The 16,574-nt window shown below is 39.7% G+C and carries 13 protein-coding genes and 1 other RNA gene; 4 read left to right on the forward strand and 10 right to left on the reverse strand.

Annotated elements, in window-relative coordinates:
• Nucleotides 1-146 precede the first annotated feature (146 nt).
• Nucleotides 147-1,415 carry a hypothetical protein gene (locus ACWIWK_RS04835; protein ID WP_454151334.1) on the forward strand — a complete coding sequence of 423 codons (1,269 nt, stop codon included), beginning with the start codon at nt 147-149 and terminating at the stop codon, nt 1,413-1,415.
• Here ACWIWK_RS04835 and pbpC read toward each other — a convergent pair.
• Both pbpC and ACWIWK_RS04845 read right to left on the reverse strand, forming a co-directional pair.
• A complete protein-coding gene (pbpC, locus tag ACWIWK_RS04840) occupies nt 1,412-3,886 on the reverse strand; it encodes a penicillin-binding protein 1C (protein WP_454151336.1) in 2,475 nt (824 codons plus the stop codon). The two genes, ACWIWK_RS04835 and pbpC, sit on opposite strands and share 4 nt — an antisense overlap.
• A 27-nt stretch (nt 3,887-3,913) precedes the next feature.
• Nucleotides 3,914-5,368: a PhoH family protein gene (locus tag ACWIWK_RS04845; protein WP_454151337.1), complete on the reverse strand. Its 1,455-nt coding sequence runs from the start codon at nt 5,366-5,368 to the stop codon at nt 3,914-3,916.
• 88 nt (nt 5,369-5,456) lie between these two features.
• On the opposite strand from ACWIWK_RS04845, the gene tpx reads away from it, so the two are divergent.
• Nucleotides 5,457-5,969 (forward strand): thiol peroxidase, encoded by a 513-nt coding sequence (tpx, locus tag ACWIWK_RS04850; protein WP_454151339.1) that lies wholly within the window; start codon nt 5,457-5,459, stop codon nt 5,967-5,969.
• Nucleotides 5,970-5,978: 9 nt separating this feature from the next.
• Entirely contained in the window at nt 5,979-6,398 is a 420-nt protein-coding gene (locus tag ACWIWK_RS04855) for a pyridoxamine 5'-phosphate oxidase family protein (protein WP_454151341.1), read from the forward strand.
• On the opposite strand, the gene ACWIWK_RS04860 is transcribed toward ACWIWK_RS04855, so the two are convergent.
• The 8 genes from ACWIWK_RS04860 to ffs all read right to left on the reverse strand — a co-directional run bounded on the left by ACWIWK_RS04860 (nt 6,395) and on the right by ffs (nt 13,579).
• Nucleotides 6,395-7,279, reverse strand: coding sequence for a hypothetical protein (locus ACWIWK_RS04860; protein ID WP_454151343.1), 885 nt, complete (start codon nt 7,277-7,279; stop codon nt 6,395-6,397). The genes ACWIWK_RS04855 and ACWIWK_RS04860 overlap by 4 nt on opposite strands.
• A complete protein-coding gene (locus ACWIWK_RS04865; protein ID WP_454151345.1) occupies nt 7,279-8,709 on the reverse strand; it encodes an exo-alpha-sialidase in 1,431 nt (476 codons plus the stop codon). The genes ACWIWK_RS04860 and ACWIWK_RS04865 overlap by 1 nt, the downstream gene beginning before the upstream one ends.
• Before the next feature lie 57 nt (nt 8,710-8,766).
• On the reverse strand, nt 8,767-9,948 hold the full coding sequence (locus ACWIWK_RS04870; RefSeq protein ID WP_454151347.1) for a pyridoxal phosphate-dependent aminotransferase: 1,182 nt from the start codon (nt 9,946-9,948) through the stop codon (nt 8,767-8,769).
• 120 nt (nt 9,949-10,068) lie between these two features.
• Nucleotides 10,069-11,001 (reverse strand): acetyl-CoA carboxylase carboxyl transferase subunit alpha, encoded by a 933-nt coding sequence (gene accA / locus ACWIWK_RS04875; protein ID WP_454151348.1) that lies wholly within the window; start codon nt 10,999-11,001, stop codon nt 10,069-10,071.
• Nucleotides 11,002-11,007: 6 nt separating this feature from the next.
• A complete protein-coding gene (locus tag ACWIWK_RS04880) occupies nt 11,008-12,252 on the reverse strand; it encodes a beta-ketoacyl-ACP synthase II (protein ID WP_454151350.1) in 1,245 nt (414 codons plus the stop codon).
• Between the two features lie 100 nt (nt 12,253-12,352).
• On the reverse strand, nt 12,353-12,586 hold the full coding sequence (acpP, locus tag ACWIWK_RS04885) for an acyl carrier protein (protein ID WP_454151352.1): 234 nt from the start codon (nt 12,584-12,586) through the stop codon (nt 12,353-12,355).
• Between the two features lie 93 nt (nt 12,587-12,679).
• Nucleotides 12,680-13,423: a 3-oxoacyl-ACP reductase FabG gene (gene fabG, locus ACWIWK_RS04890; protein WP_454151354.1), complete on the reverse strand. Its 744-nt coding sequence runs from the start codon at nt 13,421-13,423 to the stop codon at nt 12,680-12,682.
• A 58-nt stretch (nt 13,424-13,481) separates the two neighbouring features.
• Nucleotides 13,482-13,579, reverse strand: an RNA gene (ffs, locus tag ACWIWK_RS04895) — signal recognition particle sRNA small type.
• A gap of 90 nt (nt 13,580-13,669) precedes the next feature.
• Here ffs and uvrA point away from each other — a divergent pair.
• Nucleotides 13,670-16,534, forward strand: coding sequence for an excinuclease ABC subunit UvrA (uvrA, locus tag ACWIWK_RS04900; RefSeq protein WP_454151356.1), 2,865 nt, complete (start codon nt 13,670-13,672; stop codon nt 16,532-16,534).
• The last annotated feature ends 40 nt before the right edge of the window (nt 16,535-16,574 follow it).

Consider the following 16,574-nt stretch of genomic DNA (forward strand, 5'->3'; position numbering starts at 1 on the left):
AACAATTCTTAAAATTGATAGTGGAGCGCGGATTATAATATTATTTTTTGTTTTTGACAAGAGAAAAGTGAATTTTTTGTGAATTTTTATGTTTTGGATTGAGATTTGATTAGAAAGTTTTACTAATAAAGGTCAAAGGAGAGAGAGTGAAAGGATTATATCTTGGCGTGATTGTTGTGTTTGTGTTTTTGGCGTGCGGAGATTCTCAAAAGCAAGAGCAAGTGCCACACATACAACCCACAACAACCCTTTCGCCAGAGTTGAGTGCAAAACTTAATTTGCAGGAAAAAGAAAGTCGTGTGTTTGTAATGCAAGATATGCACGAGAGAGGCAAAATCGCTATTTTAGAAATAGCGCAAATAAGCGCGTATGATAGTGATTTGGAGCAAAGTGAATATAAAATCACTCTTTTTAGCCCACAGCATACTTCTGCTTTGCCCATAGGATTTACAATCCCTGTGGGAGAGAACGATGGGGATTTGCTTTTTACCAAACTTAGTGATAAGAAGGTGAGGTTGGGACTAGATTCTAATGGAATCATAGAGATTGAATACCTTGATAAAGGGCGACATAAATTTTTCTCTCAACATAATTTTTTTACAGAAGTGGATTTTATGCGTGCAGAGATACGCTATTTTATAGCAAGGCGTAAATGCTCAAGCACTAGAGAGTGCCTTAAATTTGTGCCAAGTTGTGATGAATTTGAGGAGTGCTATTCTAATAGAGCACTTGTTACGCTACCATTTATCCCGCTTACACATAGTGAGAGTGCTAATTTTGTAATTAGAAATATCAATAAGCAAATGTATCAATTTTTAGAGCACTCTACCGCGCGACAAGATTTGTTTTACGCGCAAGATGTAAGTGCGCAGAGGCAAGAAATACGAGACTATCTGCACGAGCGATTAAGTGTGAGGAGAATGGCACAGCGGGTAATAGCATTTAAAATGCCACATAGCGATTTCTTAGGGACAAGTAAGATAGGCTATATGGATTCTAATATTCTTGCGTTTGTTATGAATATGTATTTTTATGAGGGGAGCGAGCAGTATATTTATACTTACCCGATGATTTTTAGTCTAAAAAATGGCGAGCAATTACCAAGCGAGAGGATTGAGAATCTTTTTTATGCTGGCGTGCGGGATTGGGAGGAGGAAGTTTTTCGCTCTATGGAGTTTAAAGCCTTGCTTGAAAAATATCGTAACAAAGAATCTACCCAATGCTTGCCAAAAGATGAAGATGAGATTTTGCCTCCAGATAATTTTTTTATTAAGCACTCTGGCGTGGCATTTACTTACAATACAAAAGGGTTTGTCCCAAATGGGTGTGGGATTATCGAAGTGCTTGTGCCATTTAGCGAGTTACAACCATTTGTTGATTTAAGTTCTCCTTATGCGTATTTGTTTGGAATCTAGCGGACAATCTCGAAACTCACCCAATCTTCACTGCCATCTTCGCCGATGATATAGAGGCTGTGTTCCCCGCTCTCAAGCTCTATTTGTAGGCTTACACTTGGATTGGTGAAATCATTTATTTCTACTTCTGCAGAGTTGAGATAGGCGAAAAATTTTTGTTTTTTAAGATTGGCAAGGCGAATGATGAGGTTTTGCCGTCCATCAAAGTCAATGGGTTGGATAATTTTTAATCCATTACTTGGATAGAGGATTTTAAGAACTTTGTTTTTCTTGTAAGTGTGTAAAAGGTGGGAGTTAATATCAATGTTTTGAATGCTGTAATAATTAAGCACCGCTGTTGGCAACTCTAAACGCACTACTTGCTTAGCATTTTCAAAGCCCTCATCAAGCGAGTTTAACTCTTTTTTAGAATCTTTATCAACCCATAAGGCTTTAAGAAATGGCGAAGTGCGTAGAGGCAAGGCATTTTGCGGATATGGCGCGGTGATTTGGGTAATGCCAAGATTTGCAAATTCCTCGCTCAAACGATACCCTGTAGGGGAATCTAGAGTAATGGTTTTAATGTCTTGCTGAGCGAAGTGAGAATCTAACCCATCAAGTTCGCCTAAAAGCTCAAAGAGCAAACTTCCAGCGGTTTTTACGCCAAAAATTTTTGGGTTTGCTTCTCCTGTGAAGTTTCCAACCCATACCACAAGCGTATATTTAGGAGAAGTCCCAGCCGCCCAAGCATCTTTTCTCCCATAGCTCGTTCCACTTTTCCACGAAAATATTTTTTTATCTTTATGGAGATTCTCTAATCCAGCGCGCTCTAATTTCTGCATTGCTCGTAGCGTGAGATACGCCGCTCCAGCAGATAAGAATCGTTTTTCTTGCACTTCATAGCAAGGTTGCTTGGTGAAATTTTGTGTGCTTTGGTGCTGATTGGAATCTTTTTGGCAGGGCTTTTGTGTGTCATAGCGTAAGTTTGCAAACACTCCATAATTGCCAAATCCCGCAAAAACTTTACCTATGTCTTCTGCGCTTAACTCCTTTGTGCCAAGTATGAGAGAAAGCCCATAGCGCGCATAATTATTATCTTTGAAATGTAAAATATCTTTAAGTGTAAAAAAGAATTTTTCATAGCCATATTCTTGCAAAAGTTTGACAAAAGGCACATTAAGCGACCTTGCAAGCGCAGTTTGTGCGGTGATAAGTCCATAGTATTTTTTGTTCGCATTTTGTGGGGCAAACGCACCAAAAAAAAGTGGCACATCAATGAGTTTGGAATATGGAGAGATAAGCCCCTCATCAATGCTAAGTCCATAAAGCAGGGGCTTTAGTAGTGAGCCCGGAGAGCGTTTGGCGATAATGCCATCAATTTGTCCGTAATTTGAAATATCTAAAAAATCTTGAGAGCCAATGTATGCGATGACTTCTCTGCTTTTGGTGTCGATTAAGAGCACACTTGCATTCGCAATGCCATCTTTTTGGAGAATCTGTGAATAGGATTTGACGCGTTGTTCAAAGCGTGCTTGAATGTTTTTATCAATGCTGCTTTTGATGAGTGGAGTGGAGTTTTTTTGTGCTTTTATAAGACGCAGGGCTAGGTGCGGGGCAAGGTTTTTATGTGTGATAAGTTTTTTAGGCAATGGCTCTTGGCTCGCTAGTTTTAGCACATCATCATCAAAGTGCCCCTTTTGGTGGAGACGAGTGAGTAGAGCATTACGCTTTTGGAGTAAAATATCTTTGTTTTTTTCTGGGTTGATTAAGCCCGGCGCATTTGGAAGCACGGCAAGTAATGTGGCTTGCGCCCAAGTGAGTTCATTTGGATTTTGTAAGCCAAAATACAGCAACAATGCTCCACTAAAACCAATAATATTGCGCCCATACGAGGCATTGTTAAGATACATTGTGAGGATTTCATCTTTGCTATAGAGGCTTTCAAGTCGCAATGCGTAAATCATTTCATCAATTTTGTTCTTATAGCTTCGTTCATTTGTTGCGTTTAAAAACTTGCTCACTTGCATTGTGATAGTGCTTGCTCCCGCGCGATTGCTTTGAGTGAGGTTATTTTTAATCGTGCGCGCAATCGCTAAAATATCAATGCCAAAATGTGAATAAAAGCGTTTGTCTTCATACTCTAACACAGCGGTTTTGAGCTTATCTGGCACGGGAATTGTGGCTTTTAAATGCCATTGTTCTTCTTTGTTTAAAAATACGCTTAAAAGCGCACCATTTCTATCAAGAAGCATTTTGCTGTATTGTGCTTCAAATGGGTCTTTTGTTTGATTGTGTTGTGCGTCTTTTAGTTGAGAATCTAGTGCGAAAAATGTCAAAAAGAAATACCACACGCCACTTATGCTAATAAACACAACAAATGCCTTGATAATGGTGTTTTTTGAGAGTTTTGAAGCGAGTAGGTAAGTGAATGTATGTGTCTTTATGCTTTTGAGGATTTTTATGATGTAAGGTGGCGGTGTAACATTTTTCATCAATAAACCTTATAAGGATAGCACTGCTTACTCAAAGTCCCCAAACCATTTGGCTATATCGCTTCTAATGGTTTGTCGTAACTGCATAGCGGCAATTTTATTATCATTGAGTGCTCTTTGGAGCAGACTTAATGCACCATTGCGAAATTTGCTTAAATACGGGTGGTCAATCTGCGCCCAATCGCCTAAAAATACAATTTTACTCCCCTCGCCCACACGCGTGCCAATGAGCTTTATAGTAGCATTGGAGGCATTTTGCACTTCATCAAAAATAATAAATTTGTTTGCCAGCGTGATTCCGCGTGCGTGTGCGATGTCAATGACTTCGATATTATGCTTTTGTAAGAAATATTCCGTTGCTTGCTCTTTTTGGATACTTTTGGTTTCGCCCTTGTATTCTATACGCTTTGCTAGCGAGTTTTGTTGTAATTTATCAATAGTGAAATTTATCGCACTAAAAAGTGGATACATAAAATAGTGGAGTTTTTGTGCTTCATCTCCTTTGCGATAGCCTAGCTCAGCGTGTTTATCGCTCGCTGTAACGGTGTTGCGTAAATATAGTATGCCATCAACACTGCCATTTTTTAACAAACTAATCCCAGCTTGCAATGCAATAAGAGTCTTGCCACTTCCAGTAGCCCCTGTGATAATGCTTAGATTGTTTTTAGGGTGCGTGAGCAGGGCATAAAGCATTTTTTGCTCTAAATTGATAGGCGTGATATAGGGCTTTTGCTCTTCAAGGATAGAATCTAGAGGCATAATCTCACATTTTCCCTCAACCTTAAGCCCAAAAAATTTGCGTCCCGTATGATAGAGCGAACTATCAGTATTATCAAGCTCGGTAATTTCTAGCAAACTCCAATCTGTGAGATTTTTAAACGATTCTCTTTCTTCAAGTGTGCTTATTTCCTCATCTTTATGCACTTCAAAACTCTGCCAAAAGTCGATTTTTTGTGGATTCTCCACGCGGTCGCGAAAGAGCGATTGAGCATTTATCCCTTGCGCGTGAGCACGGATTTTTAGCGAAATATCATTAGTCAGCAAGATAAGGTTATAATCTTTAGCGATTTGGATAATTTTACTATCATTTACACTAATGGTAGAATCTAAGTGATAATGCTCACGGAAAATCAGTGTAATAGGGATTTTTAACTCATCTTTGATAAAAAACATTTCACTTAAAAAATCATCTTTATATCTCTTTGTGATGTGCGAGTTGTTTTTTTGAGATTTTTTTGCGTGGGGCTTTGCGTTATTAGAATCTTGTGGTGATTGAACGGGGTGGTTGTTTGTATAAATGTTGCGAAAAAATTCGCGGATAAAATATCCCATTTCATTTTGCAATTCTTTTTTGCTATCAAGTTCATCGATAATTGTGTCGCTAAGAAAGAGTTGATTTTGTCCGTTTTGATAGAGATGGATAATGTTTTGTATATCATCTAAAATTATTGATGTATCAAGTAGGTAGGACTTGCTTGTCATTAACAACCTTAAAGTAAAATTTAGGAGTGATTGTATCAAATTCACTTAAAGATACAATGTTTTGTGTTGAGTTTAAGGAGGTATAACTATGTTATTAGTTACTTTTAAGGGTGAATTGGTAAAACTCTATGGCAAGAGATTCTCTGTGGGCGATAGTGCGCCTAGCATAAAGCTCATTAGTCGAGATTTATCGCCCATAGAAGTCGGTGGAGCGCAAGATAAATGTCAAGTTATTAGTGTCGTGCCAAGCCTTGACACAGGTGTGTGTGCTGAACAGACAAGGCACTTTAACCAAAAGGCTGCTTCACTGCCAAATGTCAAAGTGTTTTGTGTGTCTATGGATTTACCATTTGCACAAAAGAGATTTTGTAGCACAGAGGGCATTGAAAATGTGAGCGCGGTAAGTGATTTTGTAAAAAAGGAGTTTGGCAAAACTTATGGACTATTGCTTGAGAGTTCGCCACTTGAGGGATTGCTCACTCGTGCGGTAATTGTGGTGGATACAAATGGCAGGATTGCTTACCAAGAAATTTGTTCTGAAATTACTAAAGAGCCAAATTATGATGCCCCATTTTTCACACTCAGTAAATTAACTCAATGAGGAGACACAATGCAAATCAACTCTCTTAACGATATTGTCGCGTTTATTGATTCTGGTTATACGGGATTTTTGGCGACAAAAGGCACTTGCGGGAATCCACGCGTGCGCCCTGTGCAAAGCGCACTTGTGTATAATAATAAAATCTATTTCGCCACTTCTATACACAAAAATCTCTATAAGCACATTCAAAACCACTCGGGCATAGAATATTGCACTTGCTTAGATGATGGGAGTTTTTTGCGTTTGCGTGCAGAGGCTAGGATTGCTAATCATATTGATGCGAAGGAAGCTATGATGGAGCGGTATCCATTTATTAGACAAAAGTATAAAAGCCCAGAAAACCCAGATTTTGCGGTGTTTTACCTCGAAAATATTAGCGCGCAGTGGCAAAAAGGAAGCGAGAAAGTAACTTTCACACAGGAGTTTTAGTGCTTATCTAATGCTCTTTGCGCGAAATAAATACAAGTAAAAATAACACTATATAGCCACAAATATGGGCAAATGACAAATTCAGCCAACGACAAATCAAAACCAAAGAATACATACACACAAATGGTAAAAAATAAAAGCACAAGCGCGCAAGAATCTAAAAACCCAATAAGCACAACCACACAAAGCGTGATAAATCCACTCTGCCAAATCCCCAAATGATATACATCAAAAGGCAAAATATTGCACGCGCCTAAATACAATACTACTCCAAAAACGCTTAAAATAAGCATTGTGCTATCTTGAGGGCGCATTTTTTGCTCTATAAAGTATCCTATCCACGAGAATCTAAACATATCACCAAGCACACATCGAGTAACAAAAAGCATACTTAAAAGCACGCAAAACACACTTGGGGAATCAAAAAATGTATAAATAATTTCAAAAGTGTTATAGCTCTGCTCTGTGTGGAGGTTGATTGGGATAAGACTTATGGCAAATAGCACAAATGCAATGGTGTATTTGAGTTTTAAGCCTTTGGTTATTTTGTCGTTGTATGCTTGGGATTGCAATAGAGCGGTTTTTATCTCCATAAATTCTTGCATACTTTGGCGTATATCTATGCCTAAAAGTTTATTAAGGGCAATTTCTATTGCATTATACATTCGTTTGTTGAGCAATGCGCTATCGCTAAAACCCCCAAAGGTTTGTGCGATTTCTCGGTCTATTTGCGCTTCTTTGCGTGCTTTTTGCGCTCTAGATTCTATCCCAAAGCCTAGAAGTGTGTAGTCTTTAATGCCATATACTTTGAGGAAGATAAAATTTACCACATTTCCAACAAAGAGATACAACGCACTTAGCACCACAACTAATGCAAACATTACATTTCCTCTATTGGAGTGTTTGCGAGATTCTCTTTTGCTTGTGCGATGACCATATCATCGATGTAAATATACGGAGATTCTTGGGAATCTTTGTCTTTTGGTAAGGGCTCATCTTTTTCCTGTGGTTTGTTTGGCGTTGGTGGTATATCGCGCACTTGAGCGATAAGCTCATCAATAGAATCTAGCGGGATTTTTAGGTATTTTATTTTTTCTCTATTGTGCGTATAAGTAATGTGCAAATGCGTAGAATCAAGCAATGCACTTGGATAGCTTACTTCTCCATTTTGCGTAACATCAATGGTTAGTAAGCGCGTAAAGGTGTTAGGATTTTTTAGCAAAAAGAGGCTTAAAGACGCTCTTGGGTGTATTGGCACGCTTTTTCCGTAGATGTTTTGAAATTCTAAGAGCGGATTATTCATTCCGTCATTGTGGAGCAAAAGCACCTCTTTATCCAAAGCAAGCAACACAGAAGAACTATCAAAGTTCTTTATATTGCTTTGCAGTGGCTCCCCCCATTTGTTTCCAAAATCTTGGCACATTTGCAAAAACGCGAAGTTTTCATATCCGCGGTGGATTCTATAACTTGCAAGGCAAGAAGTGGAATCTAGAGCGATTATAGTGGGTTGAAGTTGGGATTTTAGGGAATTTGTGCGCTTAGCAAAGAGGAACTTTGCATCTTTGTTAAAAAACGCCACAAGTGGATATTTATCCGCAAGCTCGTGATAAAGTGGAAGCATAAATCCACCATTTTCTAGCTCAAGCGGTGGCGTGCGCACAAGATGTGAGAGATTAGCAAATGCCCCTAAATGAAGCCCTGTAACATAATTTAAAGATTGCAATTTCTCATCAAAATACAGCTGATAGACTTTACTTGTCGCCCATCCTCCAAGACTAACCCCTACTACAAACAAATGCACACGCTTTTTGGAATCCATAAACACCACAGGGTTGCCAAGTTTTTTAATAAATTTCCCACTTAAGCGTGAGAGCATTTGGGCGTCTAAAATAGGTTTTGATTCACTCCAAGTGTTGTTTGTGCCATTTTGCTTATCTAAAAAACTCTGATAGATTTTTACATCTTTGTCCCCCTCCCTGCTCCCTGCGAAAAACACGACCATAAGCCTATCGCCCAAATCAAGCAGACTTGAGCTGTGGGCTGATTTTTGTGTATTTGGGACAAAGACATTTTGTGTGTTAAAAAAATTCATTTCGCCAAGTAAGTCCGCATTTATTTCAAGGGTGTGAGTATTTTGTGGTTCAAATAAAGATTGAGCGGGGTTTGTAAAATCTAGTGCATATTCTTTATTTGTTTGTTGCAAAAATGCGGAGTCGTTCCGCTCGCCATTAGCATTGTGATAACGCACAAAAAGTCCAACTCCCGCGAGTCCTAGCAATAAGACAATAAAAATAACCCTAATCCCAAGCAATCTATCCCTCCAAAGTATAAATGCAACCCCCAAAGATTCTAATAATATTGTGAAAACTTACACGCTTTTAATAAACTTTGCAATCCTCTCAATACCTTGCTTAATCGTGTCTATATCGCACGCAAATGAGAATCTCACATATCCATCTTGCCCAAAGGCACTGCCGGGGACAAGTGCGACACCGACTTTTTGGAGCAATTCTTCACAAAATTTCATAGAATCCCCACCGCAAAGATTTTGAATACTAATAAAATGATAAAATGCCCCTTGAGGCTTGCGAATACTAATGCCACCAAGCGTGCTAAAAAGTTGATAAGAGACCTCCATTCGCTCTTTAAACGCCACGCACATTTCTTTTATTTCATTATCACATTCATTAAGTGCCACAACACTGGCTTTTTGTGCGATAGAATTGATATTTGATGTGCATTGAGATTGTAAATTATCCATTAACTTCACAAGATTTTTATCCTTGCAAGCCAAGTAACCCACGCGCCAGCCTGTCATTGCCACTGCCTTGCTTAAGCCATTGACTACTATGGTGCGTTCATACATATCCGCATTCACTGCTGCGCTTGAGCAAAATACACCATCATAAAGGAGTTTTTCATAAATTTCATCGCTTATCACCCAAATATTTGTGTCTTTTAATACCCAAGCAATGGCTTCCAACTCTTTTTTGCTATATACCATTCCTGTGGGGTTTGACGGGGAGTTGAGCACAAGGGCTTTGGTTTTTGGTGTGATAGCAGCTTTGAGCTGTTCGGGTGTGATTTTGAAATTTTGTGATTCTGTTGTCGGTAAAAAGATGGATTTTCCACCACAATACTTCACTAACTCTGGGTAACTTACCCAATAAGGTGCTGGTATGAGCACTTCATCACCATCATCAATGAGGGCTTGAAAGATATTAAAAAGCGAATGTTTTGCACCATTGCTAACGAGAATCTCACTAGGCTCGTATTTCAATCCATTATCGCGTTCCAACTTGCCACAAATGGCTTTAAGTAATTCTGGGATACCTCTCACGGCGGTGTAGTGAGTGAAGCCACTATTAAGCGCGCGAATGGCTTCATTTTGTATAGGGGTTGGTGTGTCAAAGTCTGGCTCGCCAGCTGAGAAGCTTAAAATGTCTTTGCCTTGCGCCTTTAAATCGCGTGCAAGTGAGCTAATAGCAATGGTTGTCGATGGCTCTAAAAGTGTGATGCGATTGGCATAGGGATTTTTAGATTCTTTCATAGCTTCCCTCCTTATTGGTTATTTAAGATTTTGGGATTGTATCAAAAAGTCGCTTAACACAGCCTTATAAATACACTTTTGTAATGAGAAATACACAATTACACAAATCTCACTTGGGATTTATTCTTGTGTAAAAACACCATAACGCATAAGTTTTTCATAGCGGTGCTGTAAAAATTTATCGTCTTTTTGTATTTCTTGCACAGCGCAGACGAAATACTCTTCAATAGCTTTAGCTGCATTTTGCTTATCTCTATGTGCGCCCGATAGAGGTTCTTTAATAATATCATCAATAAGGTGTAGTTTTTGGAGTTCTTCTGGGGTGATTCTTAGGGCTTTTGTTGCGGTTTCTATTTTCGTGGGGTCATTCCATAAAATTGCCGCACAGCCCTCTGGAGAAATAACGCTAAATATAGAATATTGCATCATCGCTAGTTTATCAGCCACAGAAATAGCCAAAGCACCACCACTTCCGCCTTCACCGATTACCACGCAAATAGTTTGTGTTTGGAGTGCTGCAAATTCTTGGAGATTTTTTGCTATCGCTTCACTTTGTCCGCGCTCTTCGGCTGCGATACCCGGATATGCACCTGAAGTATCTACGAGCATTAAAATTGGTAATCCAAATTTTTCTGCAAGTTTTGCTGCTCGAAGTGCCTTGCGATAGCCTTCTGGGTGAGGCATACCAAAGTTTCTAGTAAGTTTATTTTTTGTCCCTCTGCCTTTTTCCTCGCCGATGACAACCGCACCAATGCCACCAATTTTACCAATAAAGCACACGATTGCCTTGTCATCGTTAAAATGTCTATCTCCACAAATTTCGTATTTGTCCTGCATAATAAGCTCAATATAATCAAGTGCATAAGGTCTATCTGGGTGTCGCGCTAATTGGAGTTTTTGATAGTCGCTCATATTGTTATACACTTGAGCGATTTCTTTTTCTAAATCTCGTTGCAAGATACTCTGTGCGTGAGTATCCCCTCGAATGCTAGCAGATTCTATATCGTCTTGGAGAGATTTGATTTTGCTCTCAAAATCTAAATATGTAGCCATTACGCCTTATCCGTTAAATTTTTGAAACACCACCACGCCATTTGTGCCACCAAAACCAAATGAATTGCTCATCACGGCGTTTAGCTTTGCTTCTCTGGCGACATTTGGGATATAATCCAAGTCGCATTCTGGGTCTGGCGTCTCATAATTGATTGTAGGTGGCAAGATACCCTCATTCATTGCCATAATGCTAATGACTGCTTCTAAACCACCAGCTGCACCAAGGCAGTGTCCAATTTGTCCCTTTGTAGAGCTTACAGGTGGGCAATTTTCCTTGCCACCAAAGGCTGATTTGATAGCTATGGTTTCAAATAAGTCATTATACATAGTGCTTGTGCCGTGCGCGTTAATGTAATCAATTTTGGTATTTGCCATTTTTAGCGCGGCTTTCATCGCGCGGAACGCTCCTTCGCCTTGCGGTGCTGGAGTGGTAATGTGGTTGGCATCACCGCTCTCGCCAAAGCCAATAAGCTCGGCATAAATTTTCGCTCCGCGTGCCTTAGCAGAATCAAGGCTTTCTAAAACTAACGCACCAGCTCCCTCTCCCATTACAAAGCCATTCCTATCCTTATCAAATGGTCGAGATGCCTTGAGTGGCTCATCATTTCTATCAGAGAGTGCTCTCATCGCCGCAAAACCACCAATACCAACAGGACAAATGGTAGATTCTGAAGCGATGACAATCATTTTGCTTACTTCCCCGACCATAATGCTTTTGCCTGCTTCAATGATAGCGTGTGTGCCAGCCGCACAAGCAGTAACGCTAGCGATATTTGGTCCCTTAATCCCATATTCAATGGAGGCAAAGCCACCAATCATATTGATGAGCGCAGATGGGACAAAAAACGCACTAATTCTTCGAGGTCCTTTATCAAAGCAAGCGATTGAGTTTTGTTCAATATTGCCAAGTCCCCCGATACCAGCTGCAGAACTAATGCCAAAGTCATTGCATATATCTTGGGACACTTTATTATCGCTACCAAGCAATCCGCTATCTTGCAATGCCTCTTTAGAAGCCTTAAGTCCTAAGTGAATGAAGCGACCAGCCTTTTTGACTTCTTTTGCGTCCATTACCTCTTCTGCATTAAAGCCGACAATCTCGCCAGCAATCTTCACAGGGAAGTCTTCAGCATCAAATAGAGAAATTCTTTTAATACCACATTTTCCCTCTACTATAGCCTTAAAAGAATCACTCTTATTTAGACCTAGTGAATTTATCATTCCAAGTCCCGTAATTACCACTCTTTGCACTTAAACTCCTTCATCACAAAACAATTTAGATTTACAAGTTAAGAATCTACAAAATACTGATTTGTAGATTCTGTATCGACATAAATTAAGTATGGTATGCTTACTTGCGTGCTTTTTCGATATATTCCACCACATCTTTTACGGTTTTTATATCTTTGGCATCATCTTCTGGAATCTCGATTTTGAACTTATCCTCTAACGCCATAATAAATTCAACAACATCAAGAGAATCCGCGTTTAGGTCATCGATAAAACTAGAATCTTCTTTAACCTCGCTAGCATCTACATTTAATTGCTCTACAACAACTTCCTTTACTTCATCAAACAACGCCATAATTGACTCCTTATTTTAAATTTGAACTTAAGAGGGCATTATAGTAAAAAAAGGCAAAAATACCCTTAATTTAGACAAAATTTTTTAAAAAAGCTACATATATAAGCCACCATTAACCTTCAAAACCTCGCCTGTTACATAACTTGCCTCATCGCTTAGTAAAAACGCCACAACGCTTGCCACTTCTTTTGCTTCGCCAAATCTCGCCAATGGGATATTTTGCATATAAAATTCCTTAATTTCGTCTTTTAGAGAATCCGTCATATCCGTGCGGATAAAGCCCGGTGTAACGCAATTAAACCGAATATTGCGTCTTGCACCCTCATAGGCAAAACTTTTTGTCATTGCTATCATACCGCCCTTGCTTGCAGCGTAGTTTGTTTGTCCAGCATTTCCTCGCTCGCCAATGATAGAAGCGATATTTACCACCGCTCCAAATCGTTGCTTACTCATTGTTTTTAAGGCTTCTCTTGTGCCGATAAATGCAGATTTTAAATTTGCATCAACCACACTCATAAAGTCCTCTACACTCATTCTTAATGCAAGATTATCTTTAGTGATACCAGCATTATTGACAAGATAGCTAAGCTCGCCATCGGATTCTACAATGCTTTTAATGCCATTGACAAAATCCTCTTCGTTTGTTGCATCAAAGTTTATCACCGCCGCTTTACCACCGCTCGATTCTATTTCACTTTTAAGAGAATCTGCCAATTCTGGCTTGCTACGATAATTTATCCACACTTTAAGTCCTAAAGTTGCTAAATAGCGACAAATTTCTGCGCCTATGCTTTTACTTCCTCCTGTTACAAGGACATTTTTTCCACTAAAGGTCATTTTTACTCCTTAAGCCATTTGTTTTTATAAAATATTATAGTTTTGGATTGCAATAACCCCCAAAACAGATTGCTACGGCACACAGAAATATAAGGTGCTCTGCTGTGTTCCCACCCTGAAGCGTTGCCTACAATTTCCATTGCATAGGTCTATTATGGAGGCGCGAAATTATACTATAAATTGGCATAAAATTTTGTAGTATAATACACAATTTTATTTAAACTCCAAATTTCATAAGGGTGAGTGATGCGCGAAAAAAATTCTCTGTCCATTCAAGGTGCAAAAGAAAATAATTTAAAAAATATCCATCTTAAGATTCCAAAAAATGAGTTGATTGTTTTTACAGGATTAAGCGGGAGTGGCAAAAGCACGCTAGCTTTTGATACGCTTTATGCAGAGGGACAAAGACGATATATAGAATCGCTCTCAAGTTATGCACGGCAGTTTTTAGACAAAGTAGGCAAACCAAATGTAGATAAAATCGAGGGGCTAACGCCAGCCATTGCTATCGACCAAAAGACAACTTCTAAGAATCCACGCTCCACCGTAGGCACAATCACAGAAATTTATGACTATTTGCGATTGCTTTATGCGCGCATAGGCACACAACACTGCCATATATGTGGTGATAAAATATCCCAAATGAGCCAAACAGACATTATAGAGCAAGTGTTAAATTTACAAGAAGATTCCACAATTATTATCCTCGCACCTATTGTAAAGGAAAAAAAGGGGAGTTTTGCTGATAAGATAGAATCTCTGCGTCAAAAAGGATTCGTGCGTGCGCAAATCGATGGCGTGATGACACGACTAGATGAGGAAATCGAGCTCGCAAAAAATAAAAAACACACCATAAAGGCAATTATTGATAGGGTGAAAGTTACGCCAGAAAACCACACAAGAATCGCACAAGGCGTGGAGCGGGCATTAAAGGAATCATTTGGCGAGGTGGAGATAGAGCAAATGCTTCCAGATTCCAAAGCTACCCAGCCAAAGCACATTCATTATAGCGAGCATTTTGCGTGTTTTAGGTGTAAGGTGAGCTTTGAAGAATTAGAGCCACTTAGTTTTAGTTTCAACTCGCCAAAGGGGGCTTGCACGGATTGTTTGGGGCTTGGCGTGAAATACACCATTGATGTCAAAAAGATTCTTAACAAGTCCCTGCCATTAAATAATGGAGGCATTAAGGTAATTTTTGGATTCAATAGAAGCTATTATGCTGAGCTTTTTGTAGGCTTTTGCAAGGCACATAAAATCAATCCAAGTGTGAGTTTTGAGGAGTTAGATTCCCAAAAGCAAAATTACATTCTTTATGGTTGTCCAAATCCTGTGCGGTTTCATTGGAAAAATAGCACATTAGAGCGACCTTGGAAGGGGATTATCCAAATCGCTTATGATATGTTTAAAGATGAGCGTGATTTGGGTGATTACACGACTGAAAAGACTTGCTCCACTTGCGGTGGGCATAGACTTAGCTTATCATCGTTAAGTGTAAAAGTCGCAGGACTTGGAATCGGTGAGGTGATTGACTTGCCAATCGAGCAAGCATATAGATTCTATAATGATTCTAAAAAATTTGCCTATCTCAATGCACAACAAGCAATGATTGCCCAGCCAATCTTAAAAGAGATTACAGAGCGATTATATTTCCTTGATGATGTGGGGCTTGGCTATCTTTCTTTAGGGCGGGACGCGCGCACCATAAGTGGAGGAGAATCGCAGAGAATCCGTATCGCAAGTCAAATAGGCAGTGGGCTTACGGGGGTTATGTATGTGCTCGATGAGCCTAGCATTGGGTTGCACGAGCGCGACACCTTGCGACTGATTAAGACTTTGCGCTCTTTGCAAGAAAAGGGCAATACCGTGATTGTCGTGGAGCACGATAAAGAAACGATACTAAACGCGGATTTTATCGTGGATATTGGACCGGGTGCTGGCTCACAGGGCGGAGAGGTTGTCTTTAGTGGGGATAAGCAAGCATTGTTGAAAGCAAAAACACTTACCGCACAATATCTTAACAATCAGATTCTCATAGACCACCGCGCCAATAGGATACAGAAAAATTGGCTTGAAGTTAGGCATATCACTATCAATAATATCCACGATTTGAGTTTAAAAATCCCGCTAAGCAACTTCGTATGTGTAACGGGGGTAAGTGGCTCGGGTAAAAGCTCGCTTGTTTTGCAAACTCTTTTGCCTGTGGCGCAAGAGATTCTCAATAATGCTAAAAAAATCCATAAATGCGATGGTGTGGAGATTAAAGGTTTAGAGCATCTTGATAAGGTGATATATTTAGACCAAACGCCTATCGGGCGCACACCACGCAGTAATCCAGCGACTTATACGGGTGTTATGGACCATATCCGCGCGCTTTTTGCAGAAGTTAAGGAATCTAAGATTCGTGGGTATGGGGTAGGGCGATTTAGCTTTAATGTTAAAGGTGGGCGGTGCGAGAAGTGTCAAGGCGAGGGCGAAATAAAAATCGAAATGCACTTCTTGCCCGATGTAATGGTAAAATGCGATGCGTGTGGTGGGAAAAAATACAACCCCCAAACACTCGAAATCACCTATAAAGGCAAAAATATCGCCGATGTGCTCGCTATGAGTGTAAGTGAGGCACTAGAATTTTTTGAAAAAGTGCCAAAAATCGCCTCTCAACTCACCACACTCCAAGCCGTAGGGCTTGGATATATCAATCTTGGGCAAAATGCGCTAACGCTAAGCGGAGGTGAGGCGCAACGCGTAAAACTTGCCAAAGAGCTTAGCCGTAAGGATACGGGCAAGACGCTCTATATCCTCGATGAGCCCACCACAGGCTTACACTTTGCCGATGTGGATAGACTGACTAAAGTTTTGCACCACCTTGTGGATTTGGGCAATTCGATGATTGTCATTGAGCATAATTTGGATTTGATTAAAAACGCAGATTATATCATTGATATTGGACCAGAAGGTGGTGATAAGGGTGGGAAACTCGTGGATTGTGGCACGCCAAGTCATATCATCAAAAATCACAAAAAAAGCGGAAGTTATACGGGCAAGTTTTTAGAATCTGAAATGGCGATTTTAGATTCTAAAAGTGCGAGGACAAAAAAGAATAGTGCTTTATAGTTTTGTAGAGTTTGAATAATTTTCATAAAATCGCGTAAGA

This window comes from Helicobacter sp. 23-1048, assembly GCF_053654545.1.